This window comes from Paenibacillus sp. 2003 (genome assembly GCF_031455635.1).
Classification (GTDB): Bacteria; Bacillota; Bacilli; order Paenibacillales; family Paenibacillaceae; genus Paenibacillus; species Paenibacillus amylolyticus_B.
The window spans coordinates 179,240-200,311 of record NZ_JAVDTB010000007.1 but is presented as its reverse complement, the minus strand read 5'-3'; the positions used below and the strand labels follow the sequence as shown (position 1 = coordinate 200,311).

Genomic DNA, 21,072 nt, shown 5'->3' with positions numbered 1-21,072 from the left:
TGGTTAAGATAGCGCTACCTCGTCTTTGCTTTCATTAATTAGGCCTATTTTATTCTAATTATGGCTTCAAACATCCCATTCACAAAATCAGCCAAACGTTCCTTAGGAGTTGTATCTGGAGAATCATATAAACTAGTAAAATCAAAAAAAGAATATTTATCACTGCCGTCTGGCTTTGTTATTTGAATTGGTATTTGAAAATTCACTTTAGCTACTTTTTTAACAATTTCGGCGTAATCTAACACACTCAATGTCTCCTTACCGTATGCATGTAATATACGCTCGATTGGTTGCTTCTCAATAATCCACACTATTTTCCTACAAAGATCAGACACACTCACGAAGTTGCGAAGTTGCCTTCCAGATGTTTGAAGTGCTATTTCACGTTTTTCAAGTGCACTTAAACAAAATGAGAAGGGAATGAGATCCCATCTTCTAAATTTGTCCATATCAGCCGGAACGCCAAATACATTAGATGGACGAACTATCCATGTCCTCACCCTATTCAATGAATCAAACATCTGTACAGTCTGTTCAGCATTCAGATGTGCATATCCGTAATTATTGCTCGGTTTTGGCAATGATTTCTCTGTTAACCTCCCATGAGGGTCACCAAAAACATGAAAACTAGATACATATATAAATGAAGGGATTCCATTCTTTTCACAAAAATTCAACGCAGCATACACACTTGAAGTATTGTCAGCATCAGTTCTTTCAGTGCAATCTGAGGAACTATTTGAAATAGGAGGAACGCAGTGTACCATAAGGTCAATACTGTTACACGTTATATTTGCAATCTCGGCTGGTTGACTAAAATCCATCATTATATCTCCATACGGATGCCTTGTAGCTTTAAGCACCTTGTAATTTAAAGCTTCAAGTAAACTCGTCAAATGAAGTCCTATATAACCATCTGCACCACTAACTAAGATTGTTCTCACTGTCAGGATTCATCTCCATGTCATAATATAGTTACATTATAAAATGTCTGTGCCCAAGGAGTGTCTGTTGATTGAATTATATGCTTACCTGTATCTATATGACGGTAGTACAATGAACCATCACTCAGATCTGTATTTCTGAGGAGTGCTTGATTCCCTATAGTGACTAAATTCCCCACATTACATTCACCAATTACTGTTGAGTTAGGAGCTAAAGCAACACCACGACCTAGTTTAGGGTATTGGCCCTCTATTGCCCCCACAGTACATCCCTGATAACATACGAAGAAGTTACTATAAGAAGCCTTGCCCAACACTACTCCGTTCCCATGCAAAACAAGAAAAATATCAGGTAAATCTGCATCATACATACACAGAAAACCGTTCAGTGCCTTGTTTAGATTAAACAACTTAGCAGCTATTTCAGCATCTTCGAATCTTCTCCATATCGTATTAGATAAAAACCATAAAAAGACGGTATATTGATCGGAGTGCAAATGAGAGAAATACGTTGTCCCATCGCGATGATACGCTGGTAGTGAAACATGCTTGAAACAAACATGCGTGCGTTCAAGCGCTTCCCTTATTGTCCCTTTGAATATATATTCTTTATTCGATAACCGGTTGTCTGGATAGAAATTATTTAATTGATGAATAACATACTTTTGTAACTCATCTTCAGTCATCGAAGTCTTAAACATATACCCTCCATTATCTGTATATATTCTAATCTGTCCAAACCTTCCAAGGTGCTTTATGTCCGTGCCAAAGCTCATCCAATATAATTTTTTCACGGAGAGTATCCATTGGCTGCCAAAACCCTTCGTGTTTATAGACATTAAGTTGTTCATCTTTTGCTAAATTTTGTAACGGTTCTTGCTCTAAAATTGTACTTTCAAAATCTTCGATATAACTAAAAACTTTTGGTTGGCAGACCATAAAACCACCATTGATCCAACCGCCATCACCCTTTACCTTCTCTGTGAAGCCAGTGACCGAATTACCGTCCAGTTCGAGTCGTCCAAACCTGCCATCTGGTTGTACGCCTGTAATCGTGGCTAGCTTCCCACTTTCCCTATGACTCTTCACCAACTGCTCAATATTAATATCAGCTAAACCATCTCCATATGTTAGCATAAATGGATGATTTCCTACATATGGTTCAATTCTCTTAATTCTGCTGCCAGTCATGGAATTTAACCCTGTATCCACCAATGTAACTTTCCAGGGTTCAACTGAATTTCGATGAACACTTACTGTGGCATCCAATCCTGAAGAGAAATCATACGTAATTGCTTCAGACATGTGTCGATAGTAATTTGCAAAGTACTCTTTAATAATGTAACCCTTGTATCCTAGACATATAATGAATTCATCATATCCGAAGGAAGAATAAGTTTTCATAATATGCCATAGTATTGGTGCATCTCCAATTTCAATCATGGGTTTAGGCTTCAAATGAGACTCTTCACTTATCCGAGTACCTCTTCCACCTGCTAAAATAACGACTTTCATTCTTCTACTTCACCTCCCGGCTACTTTATTCAACATGGCTTCCATCAAGTTCTGAATAACATTTCCAAAAGTCATTAAAACTTTCAATAACACTTGATTCTAATACCATGAGAGCTTGTGGGAAATCATTTTCATACGTAATCTGGTAATCTATCAAAGCACTTTTTAACAAATTAGCTTTAAGCTTAATACTCTTATTGTTAATTTTCCCACTAATTTCAGCCATCGTATTCTCAAGTTCTTGAGCCACCTGAACCAGATCAGTAAGAAGAATTTGGGTAGTTTCCGTTTTTTCACCCAAACTACTATTGTATATAAATTGTATGGAGTCTTTTATAGCCTTAACCAGTTCGTCCGTTCTCTGATAAGAAATACTCGATTTCTTTTCCAATTGAATTATCATATCTTTATCTTCTTGAGTTATTCTTTTGTACCAAACGAGGCTAGCATTAAAACGGCTATAATCTCGACCAAAAATATCATCCAGAGCTTTGATAACCCCTGTATGGTATCCCTCAATACCATCCAAATGCTTATTGTCTCCATGTAAAAGATGGGGAGGTAACTCATCCGCGTAGCATTCACAATCATGACCTATCAAGAGTCCGCCTACTTTAATTTTTTTGATTCCTTTAACAATATCCTGATATACATAATCGTAAGTGTGGTTAGCGTCTACAAAAATAATATCGAAGAAGTTTTCTTGTAGAATATCCATCCCTACCGTGGAGTCACACACTATTGGTTTTATACTTTCGTAGACCCCTGCATATCGCATTACACTTTTAAAATGTTCAAATGCATTTTCATAATTAGCTATGCTGTGACTCATCGTATCTGGACTACCATTCCATGTATCCATACAAAAAAGTATATTATTCTCTGAAAACGTCTTTAAACTGTTAGCGAAAAAATAGCTCGAACACCCAAACCAGCTGCCCACTTCTAACGCTCTTATATTAGTGTGTTTACCATTCATTAGTTCATTGAAAACAAGACTTGTAATTGCCACAATATCAAGCAGTGTTGTTTCACCATAAGTATATTTCTTAATAACCTCATAGTTGTTTATCATACTGGTATATTCCTGATACAATCTTTGGGAGCTTAATGCAGTGTAGTTATTATGTTTTACCCCCAAATCTAAAACAACTTCAGACTCATTGGTATATGTGTTAGTCAGTTTCACTGTATTTTCTTGCAATGATATTTCAATCACAAAAGTTCCTCCACTTAGTTCAAATGTAATAATCGATCAATCTTATTGCCAATAGTGACCCAATCAAAATTCCTTTTAGAGACTTCTTGAATCTCATAGCACACTTTTTCAATTTGTCCTGAATCTTTGCATACTTCTAATAGTGTTTCTGCTAGTTTTTCTACGTCATCAATCGGAAAAAGGCTCCCCAGTTTGCCACCGCAAGTAATGTCATAAGCCGGATCAATGTCCGTTGAAATCACATAACATCCAGCTCTAGCCGCCTCTGTAAAAACAAGAGGGAATCCTTCCCATCTCGAGGTTAAACAGAACACTTTAGCTTTTCTGTATTCCTTTTCTAGCTCAAATCTATTATTGATTGCTCCAGGTAATTCTACCTTTTTCATCAAAGTAGGATTCTCTGAAAAATAACTTTGCAAATACTCCACGAATGTTTCTTCCATGTTCCCTACAATTTTAATTCTCCAATCAGGTATTTCCTCATTCACTAACTTAAAAGCTTTCAAAAGAACATCATTTGCTTTTTGAAAAGTTCCAATTCTTCCGACTGTTAAAATCACATTTTCTTTTTCTTCAAAAGCAACATCATTACTTTCACTAAAGTTGTAATACCCGTTAGGTATTAATTCAATTTTCAATGGCCATTTTTGATTAAGATAATGATGTAATCTGCTACTCTCTACGCTAATCAAATCGCATTTATCCAATATTTCTAAAACGTCTTTCGTCATATCCATGCTGTTCATCCAATAAAGGTTTGCATCCAACTTAAGATATATTTTTCCATTCGGATTAAAAGTTTTATATACATTAATCCAGCTTAATGTAAACGAGTAGATCCCCATTAAAAACAAGATATCGATATTATTCGCATTTTTAATGAGGTACTCGTCCCCATCCCGCAAAATATCGCCTGTATTTTCAATACGTTCAACGCCCAGTCCTTTAACTTCATTATCTAAATAAGGGAACTCCTCCATTTGGTAACAGGCTATTGATGAATTATAGTCATGGTACTTATACAAAATAAACGGAATCATTCCAAGATCCTTCGTCAGATGAACATTTTCACATTCGGGCCACAGAGCTACAAGACGTGGTTTTGTTTTAGCTGATAGATTACCCATAGTCGACTCCCTTAATTTGTTAAACTCTGTTTAGGTATCACTCTCAAAAAACTAATTCCCTTACAGCTTCTTATTACATTTTAGAATCTATCTTACCCATAAACACAGTTTAAACTTCTCGCTTATTACAGTTAATAAAGCATTCGTTTCTGTCTCATCATTGGATTTAAGATATACATTATACATTCGTTCATGCGAACTGTAATTATCATATAATTCAAGTAACTCACTGTAAAAGAGCTGCGCATCCTGCAGATAATTCGATCTATAGCACACATCACCTAATAACTCTATAATATTTTTGTTTCTTGGATGAAGCTTGAACAGCTCCAGTAATAAATCAATAGCAATTTCACCGAAACCATAATCCGCCAAATGCTGACACACTTTAATCTTAATTTCAACGTGTCCATGCCACATATAGCCAAGTATAGTTTCCATTACTTCGAACTCTTGTAAACGAATCAAATGAACTAACACTCTCTCTAAAATACATTCTGTATACGTTGTTAAACTTAACTTATCGATCGCTTCATTCCTTACAACTATAGCTAAAAATTTCTTTTCTTTTTCACTTAGATTAAGTAATGGGCCAGCCTTCTTGAATAATACCTCGTCTTTAAGAAGAATTGCTAACAACAGTATATCTACTCCATTTTGCTCTTCTTGCTCGGGTAGTACTAGCCACTGCTCTCGGGCTTGGCTGTAATCCTTGGCGTATTGACTTGCAACAGCCATGACATGCTTCTGGACCGTTACCTCATACAAAGTTAGATATCTCTGTAATAGTGGATGTCTCAGTTGATAAAGTGCCTCTAGTATTTTCTCCAGCATTCTACTGTTAGTTATTGAAAATAAATCATTGGCGCTTGTAAACATCTCGTCTAGAGAAAGACCTGCTTTTTCTACAATTTCGAAATACTTTCCAATCACAGGTAAAAAACCCTCTTTAAACTTGATCGCTTCTGTAATATGTTCATACGCCTTATTATATTCATTTTGTGTTGTATGCCACTCTGCAAGCCTTAAATGTGCGATGTAAGTGCCATTACCTTCTGTGAATGAAATACCTTGGTCCCCAATCTCCAAACATCTGTTCATACACGCCAAAGCATCTCTATGATAACCAATTTCCATATAGCACAGCGCTTGCAAATGAAACAAATCAACTTCGAGCGGATAAATATCTACAGCTTGTTCCAGAACCGTAAGTGCCTCTTCATATCTATTTAGTTCGCTAAGGCTCCTGCATAAAGATGCAATCAACTCTGGGGCAATCGTAAGATTTTTACTTAATGGGTATGCCTTTTGTAAATATTTAATGGCCTTCTCATGTTCACCAAGCCACATATAGGTTCTGCCCATATTGAATAAGTTATAGACAGAGGGATTTTCCTTCACTTCTACTAACATAAGAGCCAGATTCCTCTGAGCCTTCCCTCTGCCTTCCATTATCTCGTCAATGTAACCAGTATGCATAATGGTCAGATTGGAATAACCTGCTACTAACTGATCTTCTTGTTCCCTTGTATTCAAATGTTCGTGGAGGCGATTCTGATAACACAGACCTATTTTATTCTTGAAAATACGAATAGCTAGATGATTCATTCCACGATCGCCTGACATTAAGTTAAATATTTTTGTGAAATAGTAATCTGCTCCAGATTGTAACTCCTCAGCCAAATTCGTCGTCTGTTCCAGATATTCATCTGCGTCCAGCACAAGAATGTAATCTGTGTTCGCATGACGTATGGACTCATTACGTGCTACGGAGAAATCATTAGTCCACTCCATGTGAACGATATCTTTCGTGTACTCTTTGGCGATTGAAAGTGTACTATCAGTGGAACCTGTATCGACAATGACAATCTGATCAACTTTATCTTTTACACTATCCAAACATCTTCTAAGAAATTGCTCTTCATTTTTAACAATCATGCATAACGCAATAGTTTTCGACATGTATTCCCTCTCATTTCGCATTTACGAATCAAATCCATACCTATGTATATCGGTAAAAGTATCTACAATATTTAGAATTCTTGAGGCATTATAAACAAGTAAATAATTCCTAGTATAATCCGGATAATGATCAAACAAAAAAACCACCGAGATAATCCTCGATGGCTCTTCGTGCAAAGATTAACGAAGCAATTGCAGGACAGCTTGTGGCTGTTGGTTAGCTTGTGCCAACATCGCTTGAGAAGCTTGTGCAAGGATGTTGTTTTTCGTTTGGTTCATCATTTCTTTCGCCATATCTACGTCACGAACACGGGATTCCGCAGCAGACAGGTTCTCAGAAGTCGTTCCCAAGTTGTTGATTGTGTGCTCCAAGCGATTTTGGTTTGCACCCAATTTGGAACGTTCAGCAGATACAGATGTGATTGCTGCATCCAAAGTAGCGATCGCAGCATTCGCTCCTGTTTGAGAAGCAATACTTACTGATCCTGCACCAACGCCTAGGGAACCAGCTCCCATGTTGCCAATATTCAACGTAATGCTTTGGCCTGTGTTAGCTCCGATATGGAATACTACAGCACTTGCGCCAGCACCATTCAACAACTTCTTCGTATTGAACTCAGTTGTTGTAGAAATACGATCGATCTCTGCTGTCAGTTCTGTTACTTCTTTTTGAAGTTCCACACGGTCAGCGTTAGTGTTTGTATCATTCGCAGATTGAACAGACAATTCACGCATACGTTGCAGAATGCTGTGTGTTTCGTTCAATGCACCTTCAGCTGTTTGAATCAAAGAGATACCGTCTTGTGCATTTTTAGAAGCCATATCCAAACCGCGGATTTGTCCACGCATTTTTTCGGAAATTGCCAATCCTGCAGCATCGTCACCAGCACGGTTAATACGCAGTCCGGAAGACAATTTTTCGATCGCTTTGTTTGTGTTTGTTGTGTTGGTGTTCAGTTGGCGATGAGTGTTCATCGCAGCAATATTGTGGTTGATAATCATTGAGTGTTTCCTCCCTGAAATAAGTTAGTTCCACATCCTTGTGGTAAACGTTACGACTTTAAGGCTGGCTTACCCATCAGTGCAACATCTTACTTTATATATCGACAGAAACATCAATACTGTTTATAGTAAAATGAATTTATTTTATTTTTATAATCTATAACGACTCGGGCTACTTTGAAATCCAAGATAATTGGAACAAAAAAAGAACCTTTGGAAGTCCAAAGGTTCTTCTACCGTAAAGATTAACGAAGCAATTGCAGGACAGCTTGTGGTTGTTGATTGGCTTGTGCCAACATCGCTTGAGAAGCCTGTGCAAGGATGTTGTTTTTCGTTTGGTTCATCATTTCTTTTGCCATATCTACGTCACGAACACGGGATTCCGCAGCAGACAGGTTCTCAGAAGTCGTTCCCAAGTTGTTGATTGTGTGCTCCAAACGGTTTTGGTTTGCACCCAATTTGGAACGCTCAGCAGATACAGACGCGATTGCTGTATCCAGAGTAGCGATAGCAGCATTCGCACCTGATTGAGTACCAATAGCAACTGTTGAAATACCCAGGGAAGTAGCTCCCATGTTACCAATGTTCAATGTGATGCTTTGGCCTGTGTTAGCTCCGATATGGAATACTACAGCACTTGCGCCAGCACCATCCAACAATTTTTTAGTGTTAAATTCTGTTGTAGTCGAAATACGGTTAATCTCAGCAGTCAGTTCTGTTACTTCTTTTTGAAGTTCAACACGGTCTGCATCTGTGTTCGTATCATTCGCCGATTGAACAGACAATTCACGCACACGTTGCAGAATGCTGTGTGTTTCGTTCAATGCACCTTCAGCTGTTTGAATCAAAGAGATACCGTCTTGTGCATTTTTAGAAGCCATATCCAAACCGCGGATTTGTCCGCGCATTTTTTCGGAAATTGCCAATCCTGCAGCATCGTCACCAGCGCGGTTGATACGCAGTCCGGAAGACAATTTTTCGATCGCTTTGTTCGTGTTTGTTGTGTTAGTGTTCAGTTGACGATGAGTGTTCATCGCAGCAATATTGTGGTTGATAATCATTGAGTGTTTCCTCCCTGAAATAAGTTAGTTCCACATCCTTGTGGTAAACGTTACGACTTTAAGGCTGGCTTACCCATCAGTGCAACATCTTACTTTATATATCGACAGAAACATCAATACTGTTTATAGTAAAATGAATTTATTTTATTTTTATAATCTATAAACGACTGGGGCTTTTTTTGAAATTTAAGATAATTGGAACAGAAAAAGAACCTTTGGAAGTCCAAAGGTTCTTTTTCTGTAAAGATTAACGAAGCAATTGCAGGACAGCTTGTGGCTGTTGATTGGCTTGTGCCAACATCGCTTGAGAAGCCTGTGCAAGGATGTTGTTTTTCGTTTGGTTCATCATTTCTTTTGCCATATCTACGTCACGAACACGGGATTCCGCAGCAGACAGGTTCTCAGAAGTCGTTCCCAAGTTGTTGATTGTGTGCTCCAAACGGTTTTGGTTTGCACCCAATTTGGAACGCTCAGCAGATACGGATGCGATTGCAGCGTCCAAAGTAGAGATAGCAGCATTCGCACCTGATTGAGTACCAATAGCAACTGTTGAAATACCCAGGGAAGTAGCTCCCATGTTACCAATATTCAACGTGATGCTTTGGCCTGTGTTAGCTCCGATATGGAATACTACAGCACTTGCGCCAGCACCATCCAACAATTTTTTAGTGTTAAATTCTGTTGTAGTCGAAATACGGTTAATCTCAGCAGTCAGTTCTGTTACTTCTTTTTGAAGTTCAACACGGTCTGCATCTGTGTTCGTGTCATTCGCCGATTGAACAGACAATTCACGCACACGTTGCAGAATGCTGTGTGTTTCGTTCAATGCACCTTCAGCTGTTTGAATCAAAGAGATACCGTCTTGTGCATTTTTGGAAGCCATATCCAAACCACGGATTTGTCCGCGCATTTTTTCGGAAATTGCCAATCCTGCAGCATCGTCACCAGCGCGGTTGATACGCAGTCCGGAAGACAATTTTTCGATCGCTTTGTTCGTGTTTGTTGTGTTGGTGTTCAGTTGACGATGAGTGTTCATTGCAGCAATATTGTGGTTGATAATCATTGAGTGTTTCCTCCCTGAAATAAGTTAGTTCCACATCCTTGTGGTAAACGTCGCAACATTAAGGTCGGCCGCCCTTCTGAAACAACGTCTATACTATATATCGTCAGATATTCAAAAACTATTATAGTGGAATAGAATATTCGCTAATTATCTTTCTCTTTAGTATCGCGCACAAACTGCATAAAAGCTTCTACGTCGGACACAGGCGGTGCTGTAGATTCACGATTGGCTTCCTGAATAGAAGCGTACAGTTCTTGGCGAAAGATATCCACATGGTTAGGTGCCGAGATTCCGATCCTCACGGTGTCGCCATCCACTGCAAGCACAGTCACCTCAATATTATCCTGAATAATAATTGATTCTCCTTTTTTTCGTGACAGTACTAGCATAGTTAATCTCCGCCTTTCACCGATTGCAGGGTATTGGACCAGATCCGATGTCTGGTTTCATATCCGGATTGGTGAAGCACGACTTGTTTGCCTTTTAGAGTAACGGGATTCATTACAAGCGGCGCCAACAAATTCATAGTTGATTTTACTGTTTCCGACTGAATAGTCACAATCGCATATACAGCTACCTTATCTTCAAGCTTCAGCTCATCTTTGTCCTCATTACTCAACTCAAAACTATAGTCTGTCTTGAACTCAAACGGACTAACAATTAAAAAAGAAATTTCTGATTCATTTATGGATTGAAGATAGCTGAAAGGGGTTCCCTCCCATGGAATTAATGCAAAGTCAGTTTCCCGCTCAAATCCAGGCAACCCCTTTTCAAAATGATATACATCCTCTAGAGGTACATCGATCTCACCTAACATACTGGTTCTAATTAAAATATCAAACGCCTCCTTGGCAGCAGTTCTGTACGAAAAAAAGCTATAGCGGATGTCGAACATAACCGTCTATAGCCTATTATAACCTATAACCTTCATAGTCCTATATCTATAACAGGTGGAGTGTATTGTATGGAAGCATATTGCTGCACATAAATATCCAATTTACCACGTTGATATTCAATCTCTGGCTTGTTCACAATTACATTCATCTCGGATTCCGCTGCTTCAAAGCGAATGTCCGGTGCTTGCGTAAACACACGTACATCCACATTATCAGAGGAAGCTGCCGTGCGTGTCTCCGGGAACGGCTTAGCTTGCCAATTGGTTCCTACAATATTGGCAATTGTATTGCCTGGTTTGTGGATGGCTGCCATATCATTCCCTTGTTGCACACGTTCAGCCATATTCTGCATGAATAATTGCTGAATACCCGAATATATTCGGGCATTCATATCGATCATATTCCCACCATGATAGGCAGAAAAAGCTTTGGACTGATCCACATTCAGCTCTATCGCATGGCTCTGCACCGTTAACTTACCCGGCTTGGTATGGAGCTGGACCTCCGCCTTCGGCTGACGAATCGAATACTGACCAATGTCCGCATCGATATGTAATAGCGTGGGCGTTGTGTGAATTTGTACCACTGGAAGAGTACTCATTAGATGATCTCTCCTTTATTATCTAAGAAAATCAACTAATGACTGGGATATAATTTTAGCACCAGCAGAAAGTGAAGCATTATATATATTTTCTTGAATTTTAGACTTAATTGATAATTCAGCGTAATCCGCATCCTCAACCTTTGCTTGCAGATCCGTTAAGTTCACTTCAAGATCACTTAATCGACCTTGCATAAGTTCGATGCGATTGGTTTTCGCCCCAATCTCTGCACGAATTGCGAGCATCTTGTTCGATCGAGTATCAATGTTTGTAAGCTGATTGGACAATTCTTTTTGATCCCCACTCGCAAGAGCTTGACTAATCGTATTAAAGATTACGAATAGATTATCGGCTTCCGTAGAATCACCAAATACTTCATTACCAGTTACGTTAATGGGTAATTGGATACTCTCACCCACGATAAAATTAATTTTACCGGGATCAGTAACGATGGAAGCAGCATTCGTTGTATCAAACGAACCGTCAGCACTGGTAGGAAAGTCATAAGGTTTAACATCGTAGGTTTCACCATTGAATACATACTTTCCATTCAACGTGCTGTTTGAAATATCAACAAGTTGTGCTTTTAATTGCTTCACTTCTTCATTAATACTATCTAGTGCTGATTGAGGGTTAGTTCCCGTAGCTGCCTGCACCGTCAGTTCTCTCAACCGCTGAACCACGCTGCCAGCTTGGTCCATTACTGTATCATTAAAATCCAACCATGATACCGCGCTATCCACATTTTTTTGATACTGCTCATTGGAAGACAGTTCTGCACGATAACGAAGGGAGTACGTAATCCCTACCGGATCGTCAGAAGGTTTGTTGATCTTCCGTCCTGTTGCCAATTGAGTTTGTGTACTATTCATCTGTTGTGCATTCCGGTTCAAGTTAAGAATCAATTGCGAGCTCAACATATTATTAGTAATTCTCATCGTCTGTTATGTCACTCCTTTCTATTATCTGCCTACTACGCCGGTAGAGTTAATTAATTTTTCGAGTAATTGGTCATATGTCGTCATAAAACGTGCAGAAGCACTGTAAGCATGCTGGAATTTGATCATATTAGCCATTTCTTCATCCAAAGAAACACCACTGACTGATTGACGGCGAGTGTTCACTTGTTCTACGAGGAACTCGGAATTGGACGTCTGACGTGCCGCTTCCTGAGATTGAACACCCAACTGTCCAACGATTGCACTAAACTGAGCACCAATCGTTGCATTACGCAAACCGTCAGCTGACTTCATCGGTGTATCTTTAAGATTGGCAAGCAAATTCGCCAGTGTATTATTCCCTTTGATTACGGTCTCTGCTCCTGAGGCATCAGTAGTTGTTCTTAAAGATGTTGCAATCTTATTCGGATCAGCCTGAATTGCGGCGTTCAATGAGATATTGCCAGCTGTAATTGCGGCTCCACCATCAGAGGATGTGAAGAATGGTACTCCAGGAGAAGTCGTTCCATCCATGCTATATCCAAGTTGATGTAGACCATTCAGGCCTTTCACCGTAACGGTCAGATCAGCTGACAGTGTACGTGCAGCCCCTGTGTATGTCACCCCACCCAGAACAGTATTGTCTGGCAGGACTGAGCCTGCTGGCAATGTAATCTGAATCTCTCCGTTGGCAAGTGTATTGGCCAGGTCATCCATTTGTTTCTGATAATCACTCACCAAAGTGTCTCTGGACTTGATCATCCCGTGAACCTCACCGTTGGTGAGCGTTCCTGCTGTATATGCAGCATTGAGAAAAGCAGGATCTACCGCTACTTGAACCGCCCCGCCTGTAACGAGTGCCTGTCCATTCATCTGAACCTGGTATCCTTGCGGAGAATCCGTAACGGTAACGTTCATAATTTTTGACAGCTTGTCTGTCATCAGATCACGTTGGTCACGTAAATCGTTGGCATTGTCGCCAAGAGACTCGACTTTTACAATAGCGCTATTAAGGTTCGCAATGTTACCAAGGTAGCCCTGAATTTCATTGCCTTTCACAGCGATGTTACTATCCAAATCCTGACTGAGTGCATCCAGTTGGCGGCTAATCTGGTTCATCGCATCTGTTAGCGCCAGAGTCGTTTCTTTCACGATCCGACGTGCTGTAACGTCCTCTGGGTTTTTACTTAGATCTGACCATGATTTGTAGAAGTTATCCATAACAGTTCGAAAACCAGTATTGGATGGTTCGTTTACAATAGCTTCAAGTTTCTCAAGTGTATCTCGTTGAATGGACCAACTCCCGAAGTTGGTATTTTCATTGCGATACTGGTCATCCAGAAATTTCTCACGCACACGAGTAATGGAGTCGAACTCTACCCCTGTACCGAGCTGTCCTGGTGTTGTGCTATGCAGAAATGCGAACGGCTCCATTGGAATAGATGCCTGCATGTTTACTTTTTGGCGTGAGTAGCCTTCCGTGTTGGCATTGGCTATGTTATGGCCTGTTGTGCTAAGAGCTGTCGTCTGTGTGAACAAACTGCGTTTAGCCGTTTCGATTGAATGAAATGTAGATGTCACCTGGTTTCCCCCTAATTAATCAGGCACGCGTGTCAAACAGACCGATTCGCCCTGGATTGCCGTTCTTATCAGCAGGATGCTGATATGTGGCATCCTGTTCTGGCCGAGAAGCAAAGATGTCCATGGATAAGTCAATAAACATCAGCGATTGCTCGATCAGCTTTTGATTCAGTTGATTAATTTCTTTTAATTCATGCAGTGTTCCTGCCAGCTTCTTCTGGGCTTCAAGCAATCGCAGTTTGTCAGCCGGATCAAAAATCAGCTTCGAGATCTCGGTGATATTCAGGTTCAGCATGGACTTGATGCCTCGCTCCTGTAGCAGTTCGTGAACTGCACTCTGCCGTTCGATCTCCAATGGCTCCTGTTGTTTCATGAAACGAGATTCTTTGTTGAGGAGGGCAATGAGTTCATCTACATCATTTTTGACAATGACCTGTCTCTTGACCTCACTGAGTGCCAGCATATCGCGGTGACTTTGTTCCATTTGCTGCAAAACTGCAATCAATCTGTCCAGTGCTGCCATTACGTGATCACCTATTCCTTATCAAAAGACTTAAAATACGGCAGAAGCTTGTCAGCAAGCTTGCTACTATCTACCTGATACGTTCCCGAACTCACCTGTTCTTTGAGTTCCTGTATCCGTTGTATGCGTCCTGCATCCTGTGTACGACTTTGTTCCTCAAGCATCTTCATCGCCTCCGGAGAAATGGATACTTCGTCCTTACGGCGGCTCTTCTTGGCATCAGCCTGCTGATTGGATTCAACGTTCCTTTGATATGAATTGATTGCGCCAATTCTACTCGGTTCATTGATTTTCATTTAAAATGCACTTCCTTCCATGATTAGGAGTTTATGTTGATATACGTTTTTCTTACTTTAATCTTTATGTTGTCAAAATGATTAGGATAATAAAAAAAACCGATAATCTTTAATAAGTTTATCGGTACGTTTCAAAACATTTGTTATAGCAAAACATGTATTTGAGCCCTCGCTCCTATTAATCGCGTAGTTTGTCGACAGCATTGTAGGTTCGTCCGCCTACATTGTTGTTATCCTTCTGACCTACTTCACGAGCTGCTCCTGCCAAGTCTTTCGTCAAACGATTACGGCAAGAGTCACACATATGACCTTCACGAATCAATGTTCCGCATACTTCACAAGGATACATCATATTCGGGGCATTCTCGATGGAAATTCGTCCCTCACGGATGAACTTGGTAATATTTTTAATCGAAACTTCTGTTGCATCAGATAGTTCCTGTATGTTGGTACCCTTGTTTTCCCGCAAATAATCTACACAGATCTGATATTCCTTCTCTATTTCCTTAATACAGTTTGAACATACATCTCGAAAATTCAACGCATATAATTTACCACAGCGAGGACAATTACCTAGATTCATCGCTAAAACGCCCCTCTCAAACTTCCATTTCCGAATAGATAATAACTATACATTACCTTATTTTCTCTGATGAAGCCATAGTCTATTTACAAAACAAAAGAGGGGAACAGGATGCATATATACGCAAGCCCGTTCCCCCAATTTAATTCATTAATTCAATGTTTTAATACTTAGAACAGAAGTCCATACACTTGTGTTCTGTTCATTGAATGCCCGAATACGATATTTATGCACACTGGACGGTAACAGATCAGAATGAATAAACGTTACATCACTCACCGTTGCCACAATTTGTCCATCGGCTTCAATTTCGTAAAATGAAGCTCCCACAACTGCGTCCCACGTCAGAATAACATTCGTTCTGTCGGAAGTTCCCTTCAGCACAGCTGTAGTTAATTGAGTCGTTCCCGTTATAAGCTCACTCCAAGCTCCCGCACCAGAAGCATTTTTGGCACGAATTCGAAATGTATGATCCGTATTCGGTGCAAGTCCACTCTTCGTATAAGCTACTCCACTCACGGCAACCACCGTACCATCAATCTCAAGGTCATAACCGGTAGCTCCAGTTACAGCACTCCATCTCAGCCCGATAGCCGCTGTGGTTGCAGAGTTAATACTTAAACCTGAGACACTGGCAGGTAGCGTAGTTTGCGACAATATTGCTGTCCATGCGCTCACATTGGTGTCGGTCAGGGCACGAATACGGTATTTATGAATGGTGCCACCAAGTAATCCATTGTGGACATACAAAAGATCACTTACCGTAGCAACGACTATGCCGTCTGCCTCGATCTCATATTTTGTTGCACCAGCAATTTCATTCCATGTCAGCGTAACTGCCGTTTCTTCAGGTACAGCTTTCAGCGTTGTTGGTACATTTAATTGGGTCGAGGCGGTTACGATCTCACTCCAGCTACCAATGCCAGCAGCATTTTTGGCACGAATGCGGAAGGTATGATCTGTATTGGCTAGAAGTGCTGTTTTGGTATAAGCCACAGCCGTTACAGCGACTATTTTACCATCAATTTCCAGATCATATCCTGTTGCTCCCGTAACTGCGTTCCACTTCATAGCAATGGCTACTGTTGTTGCAGAATTCATACTCAATCCGGTCACACTACCTGGCATAGTGCTTTGAGTCAAGACTGTAGACCAAGCGCTACTGTTCTTATCCGTTAATGCACGCACACGATAGGTATGCGATGTTCCTGCAAGCAAATCACTATGAACATATGAGGGACTAGTTACTGTAGAAACAATTGCCCCATCTACCTCAATTTCATAATTAGTTGCATCTTTAATATCAACCCAAGTCAAAGTAATAGCGGTTTCCTCTGATGTTGCTTTCAAAACAGGTGTGTTTAACTGGGTTGTAACATCTGTTACATCTCCCCAAGCCCCAACCCCAGCAGTATTCTTGGAACGAATACGGAATTTATGATCCGTATTGGCGATAAGTCCCGTTTTGGTGTAAACCACTCCACTAGCAGGTACCACCGTACCATCAATTTCAAGGTCATATCCTGTCGCTCCTGAGACTGCGTTCCACTTCAGAGCAACAGCTGTGCTCGTTATGCTTGTTACCGTTAACCCGGTAACAGAACCAGGCAACGTATTTTGTGTCAAGACCGCAGTCCAGGCTCCAACATTGGTTCCGGTCAGAGCGCGTACGCGGTATTTATGCGCTGTTCCAGCTATGAGATTATTGTGAGTATAAGTAGGCTCCGTAACAATACCCACTACGACTCCATCCGCTTCAATCTCATATTTAGTTGCATCTTTAACTTCAGGCCATAACAACGTGACCGCTTGTTCCTCAGAAGAAGCCTTCAGAACAGGTGTGTTCAGTAAAGTTGTGCCATCTACAATCTCACTCCATATACCTGCACCTGCTGTATTTTTAGAACGAATACGGAACGTGTGATCCGTATTTGTCACAAGACCACTCTTCGTATAAGCTACTCCCGTTACTGGTACAACTGTACCATCGATCTCAAGATCATATCCTGTTGCTCCCGTTACTGCCGTCCATTTTAAGGCAATGGCTACATTGGTAACAGAACTAATACTTAAACCAGTAACTGATGCAGGTATCGTACTTTGCGTCAGCATCGCAGTCCAGGCACCTGTATTAGAGTCCGTCAGTGCACGTACACGATATTTATGCGCCGTTCCTGGAAGCAAACTAGTTTGAACATATTTAGGTTCGCTAATTGTTCCAGTAACGACTCCATCTGCTTCAATCTCATACTTGGTTGCATCTGTTACATCTGCCCATGTCAATGTAATCGCAGTTTCTTCCGAGGAAGCTTTTAAAACAGGGGTATTCAATAACGTTGTGCCACTTACCCCGTCACTCCATGTCCCAGCACCTGCCGCATTTTTGGAGCGAACGCGGAACGTATGATCCGTATTAGCCGCAAGTCCGGTCTTGTTGTATGTTAATCCAGTAGCGGCTACTACCGTGCCATCAATTTCAAGATCATAACCTGTTGCTCCGGTTACAGCATTCCATTTCAAACCCATTGTTGTGTTCGTTACAGAGGTAATGCCCAACCCTGTTACTGAACCTGGTAGTGTATTTTGATTTAAAACAGCAGTCCATGCGCCATTGTTTGTATCTGTCAGTGCTCTTACACGATACTTATGCGCTGTTCCTGGCTGGAGACCCGAATGCACATATTTTGGCTCATTAACTGTTGCGATAGTTGATCCATCTGCTTCAATCTCATACTTGATCGCATCTGATACATCTGCCCATGTTACTGTAACAGCAGTCTCTTCCGAGGAAGCTTTTAAAACAGGGGTATTCAACAATGTTGTACCATCAATGATATCACTCCACGCTCCGGCACCTGCCGTATTTTTAGAGCGAACGCGGAACGTATGATTCGTATTGGCTGCAAGACCTGTCTTATTGTATGTTAATCCACTTACAGCTACTACCGTGCCATCAATCTCCAAGTCGTAACCCGTTGCTCCAGTTACGGCATTCCATTTAAGAGCGATAGCGACATTGGTTGCAGAGGTTACACTCAACCCTGTGACTGAACCCGGTAAAGTATTCTGAGTGAGAAGTACAGTCCACGGGCTAACGTTCAACTCCGTCAGGGCTCTTACACGATACTTATGCGTTGTTCCTGGGGTCAAATTCTCGTGCGTGTAGACTGGCGCCGTAACCGTAGCTACAACAATACCATCAGCCTCCACTTCATATTTGGTTGCATCAGTAACATCTGCCCAAGTTACTGTAATTGCATCCTCTTGGGAAGATGCTTTCAGAACAGGCGTATTAAGTTGAGTCGTACCACTTACCACGTCACTCCACACACCCACACCTGCCGTATTTTTGGAACGTATACGGAATGTATGGTCCGTATTCGCTGCAAGACCACTCTTCGTATATGTTAAACCAGTAACTGGAACTACCACTCCATCAATCTCCAAGTCATATCCAGAGCTACCGGTCACTGCACTCCATTTCAAGGAAATTGCAGCATTCGTTGTGGATGCTATATTGAGACCTGATACTATTGCAGGCAATGTACTCTGTGTCAGGACAGCTGTCCAAGCACTTGTGTTATTGTCAGTAGCTACACGAACACGATATTTATGAGAAGTACCTGGTAATATATTTTCGTGTGTGTAGTTTGATTCACTTATATTCGCAACAATTACACCATCTGCTTCAACTTCATATGCAGTAGCATCTGGTATGGATGTCCACGTCAATGTGATTGCTGTTTCCTCAGAGGATGCCTTCAATACAGGCAGATTAAATTGTGTACGACCTGTTACTATTTCGCTCCAGGCTCCTGCACCTGCAACGTTCTTCGAACGAATACGGAAAGTGTGCTCCGTGTTTCCGGCGAGTCCACTCTTCGTATAACTTGTAGCTGTCAAAGAAATCGGTGTGCCGTCAATTTCCAGATCGTAGCCTGTAGCGCCGGTAACCGCATTCCATTTTACCGTAATGGCTGCATTGGTGACTGCACTCACATTCAACCCACTGACAGAGCCAGGCAAGGTATTTTGCGTCACTACTGCTGTCCAAGCACTTGTATTCGTCTCATTGATTGCCCGCACACGATATTTATGCGCTGTGCCTGGTGTCAGATTGGTGTGGTTAAAGATTGGATCTTCTAAACCTGAAGAAACAACTCCATCTGCTTCAATCTCATACGAAGATGCACCTTCAATTGGAGCCCACACAAGCACAACTTCCTCCGCCGTGGCATTAGACTGAACTACAGGTGTGCTCAATTGAGTGGTGCCCGTTACTGGATCACTCCAACTTCCTGACCCACCAGAATTTTTGGATCTGATTCTGAAGGTATATTCTGTATTGGCTGCAAGTCCAGTCTTGTTGTATGTTGTTCCTGTTACCGCAACAACCGCCCCATTGATCTCCAGATCATATCCAGTGGCTCCCTTAACAGCAGTCCAGGATACAGACAATTTATTCAATGTAGCATCTGTAATTTTCAGGCCATCTGCACGGTTAGGTACTGTCAATTGACTTAGTGACTTACTCCATAAACTTTCATTGTCAGTTGAGAAAGCTTTCAGCACATAGGTATGTGTTGAATTGGCCTCCAAATCGTCATGCTCATATGAATTCACATTGCCCAATTCAATAGGTTCTCCTCCGTCAATTCGCAATTGATATCGATCTGCAAATTCAACGGAATTCCAATTCAATGTATTCTTCCCCTCTTCACCTTTTACGGTTAAGATCGGTTTTTCAAGCAAAGTTCTCAGAGAGAATGGATCACTCCACTCACCTGCACCTCTTTGATTAATACCACGTACTCTGTAAGTATAGTTCGTATTATTTCTATAAGGGCTACTTGTGTAGTTCAGACCATAAAACGGACCTTTAGTTACACCATTTTCTTCAATCTCATACTGAACCGCTTGTTGTGCAGCTGACCAGTTAAGGTTGATCGTCGCATCATTCGCAGTGGCTACCAGGCCAGTTGGAATAGCAGGAACCGTAGTAATTGGCTCCTTTGTTCCCGACTCCTTAACAAAGCTGAATGATTCTGCCTTGCGTGTGTAATATGGATTAAGGTTGGATACAAAATCTACCACAGCGCCCGTATCCGCACTAATCACCAAACTAAGTTGAGAGGCTTCGTAACTTTGTACATATCTGGGAGTTTCCATCCCAAATTCATCGACTCTGGAAATGTCCCAAACACCTACATTCGTACCTGATTGTCTATATTCCATGGTACTGTAATATTCCCAAACCTCGGAAAAGTCAACGATAAATGCATTAGTTACTTGCCCAGTATAGGTAGAAGTATATTTACCAAAGGTAACATTGGTCATATCTTCAACTGTTCCTCTAATAGACTGACTTCTTGAGAATGAATACCCTGTTGCTGAAAAGCTGTATGATCTGACCCAACCCAAATCAACCGGTTTCTGATTCACCATCAGATTTCCATTCTGTTCTGATAATACAAAACGATAATCATTACTGGATGCGATAATTCTATTACTCGTTGCGGCATCTGCCCGGTTCCCCCCGTACACGCCAAACTGTCCGAATACCAGCATGAATACTAGTAGACGGACGGTCCATAAGTAAAATCCATTTTTTCTTTTTCCTGCGACCACTTTTGTTCTCCCCTTCAACAGATATGTTGTGCCACTCCCTATGCTGTCACCTGTGGTGAACGGCAAAACTATCTATTCTGCGCGAGAAAACCAATTCCTCTTTTTTACATGTAAAAAATTTCTTACTACGCT

General features: G+C 41.0%; 18 protein-coding genes. All 18 read right to left on the bottom strand.

The window, feature by feature from the left end; all coding sequences use genetic code 11:
- Positions 1-44 precede the first annotated feature (44 nt).
- The 18 genes from J2X75_RS23875 to J2X75_RS23790 all read right to left on the bottom strand — a co-directional run bounded on the left by J2X75_RS23875 (position 45) and on the right by J2X75_RS23790 (position 20,940).
- Positions 45-944, bottom strand: a complete 900-nt coding sequence (locus J2X75_RS23875; RefSeq protein WP_310340816.1) for an NAD-dependent epimerase/dehydratase family protein — start codon at positions 942-944, stop codon at positions 45-47.
- Positions 945-964: 20 nt separating this feature from the next.
- A complete protein-coding gene (locus J2X75_RS23870) occupies positions 965-1,645 on the bottom strand; it encodes an LbetaH domain-containing protein (RefSeq protein ID WP_310340812.1) in 681 nt (226 codons plus the stop codon).
- A 25-nt stretch (positions 1,646-1,670) separates the two neighbouring features.
- A complete protein-coding gene (gene rfbF, locus J2X75_RS23865) occupies positions 1,671-2,459 on the bottom strand; it encodes a glucose-1-phosphate cytidylyltransferase (protein WP_310340809.1) in 789 nt (262 codons plus the stop codon).
- A gap of 25 nt (positions 2,460-2,484) precedes the next feature.
- Positions 2,485-3,678 carry a class I SAM-dependent methyltransferase gene (locus tag J2X75_RS23860; protein ID WP_310340806.1) on the bottom strand — a complete coding sequence of 398 codons (1,194 nt, stop codon included), beginning with the start codon at positions 3,676-3,678 and terminating at the stop codon, positions 2,485-2,487.
- Positions 3,679-3,692: 14 nt separating this feature from the next.
- Positions 3,693-4,805 (bottom strand): glycosyltransferase, encoded by a 1,113-nt coding sequence (locus J2X75_RS23855; RefSeq protein WP_310340803.1) that lies wholly within the window; start codon positions 4,803-4,805, stop codon positions 3,693-3,695.
- 87 nt (positions 4,806-4,892) lie between these two features.
- On the bottom strand, positions 4,893-6,767 hold the full coding sequence (locus J2X75_RS23850; protein ID WP_310340800.1) for a glycosyltransferase: 1,875 nt from the start codon (positions 6,765-6,767) through the stop codon (positions 4,893-4,895).
- 180 nt (positions 6,768-6,947) lie between these two features.
- Positions 6,948-7,769 (bottom strand): flagellin Hag, encoded by an 822-nt coding sequence (gene hag / locus J2X75_RS23845; RefSeq protein ID WP_310340797.1) that lies wholly within the window; start codon positions 7,767-7,769, stop codon positions 6,948-6,950.
- Positions 7,770-8,014: 245 nt separating this feature from the next.
- Positions 8,015-8,830, bottom strand: a complete 816-nt coding sequence (locus J2X75_RS23840) for a flagellin N-terminal helical domain-containing protein (RefSeq protein WP_310340794.1) — start codon at positions 8,828-8,830, stop codon at positions 8,015-8,017.
- Positions 8,831-9,077: 247 nt separating this feature from the next.
- Positions 9,078-9,893, bottom strand: coding sequence for a flagellin N-terminal helical domain-containing protein (locus tag J2X75_RS23835; RefSeq protein WP_310340791.1), 816 nt, complete (start codon positions 9,891-9,893; stop codon positions 9,078-9,080).
- A gap of 143 nt (positions 9,894-10,036) precedes the next feature.
- Positions 10,037-10,282: a carbon storage regulator CsrA gene (csrA, locus tag J2X75_RS23830; RefSeq protein ID WP_221821796.1), complete on the bottom strand. Its 246-nt coding sequence runs from the start codon at positions 10,280-10,282 to the stop codon at positions 10,037-10,039.
- Between the two features lie 2 nt (positions 10,283-10,284).
- A complete protein-coding gene (fliW, locus tag J2X75_RS23825; RefSeq protein WP_310340785.1) occupies positions 10,285-10,788 on the bottom strand; it encodes a flagellar assembly protein FliW in 504 nt (167 codons plus the stop codon).
- Between the two features lie 32 nt (positions 10,789-10,820).
- Positions 10,821-11,390: a DUF6470 family protein gene (locus J2X75_RS23820; protein WP_310340782.1), complete on the bottom strand. Its 570-nt coding sequence runs from the start codon at positions 11,388-11,390 to the stop codon at positions 10,821-10,823.
- Positions 11,391-11,408: 18 nt separating this feature from the next.
- On the bottom strand, positions 11,409-12,329 hold the full coding sequence (flgL, locus tag J2X75_RS23815) for a flagellar hook-associated protein FlgL (protein ID WP_310340780.1): 921 nt from the start codon (positions 12,327-12,329) through the stop codon (positions 11,409-11,411).
- A 24-nt stretch (positions 12,330-12,353) separates the two neighbouring features.
- Positions 12,354-13,910 (bottom strand): flagellar hook-associated protein FlgK, encoded by a 1,557-nt coding sequence (gene flgK / locus J2X75_RS23810; protein WP_310340776.1) that lies wholly within the window; start codon positions 13,908-13,910, stop codon positions 12,354-12,356.
- Between the two features lie 19 nt (positions 13,911-13,929).
- The gene (locus J2X75_RS23805) at positions 13,930-14,433 is read right to left on the bottom strand and encodes a flagellar protein FlgN (protein ID WP_310340773.1); all 504 of its coding nucleotides are present in this window, start codon (positions 14,431-14,433) and stop codon (positions 13,930-13,932) included.
- Between the two features lie 11 nt (positions 14,434-14,444).
- Positions 14,445-14,729, bottom strand: coding sequence for a flagellar biosynthesis anti-sigma factor FlgM (flgM, locus tag J2X75_RS23800; protein WP_047840678.1), 285 nt, complete (start codon positions 14,727-14,729; stop codon positions 14,445-14,447).
- 178 nt (positions 14,730-14,907) lie between these two features.
- Entirely contained in the window at positions 14,908-15,312 is a 405-nt protein-coding gene (locus tag J2X75_RS23795; RefSeq protein ID WP_310340768.1) for a TIGR03826 family flagellar region protein, read from the bottom strand.
- Between the two features lie 150 nt (positions 15,313-15,462).
- On the bottom strand, positions 15,463-20,940 hold the full coding sequence (locus J2X75_RS23790; RefSeq protein WP_310340765.1) for a fibronectin type III domain-containing protein: 5,478 nt from the start codon (positions 20,938-20,940) through the stop codon (positions 15,463-15,465).
- Between the last annotated feature and the right edge of the window lie 132 nt (positions 20,941-21,072).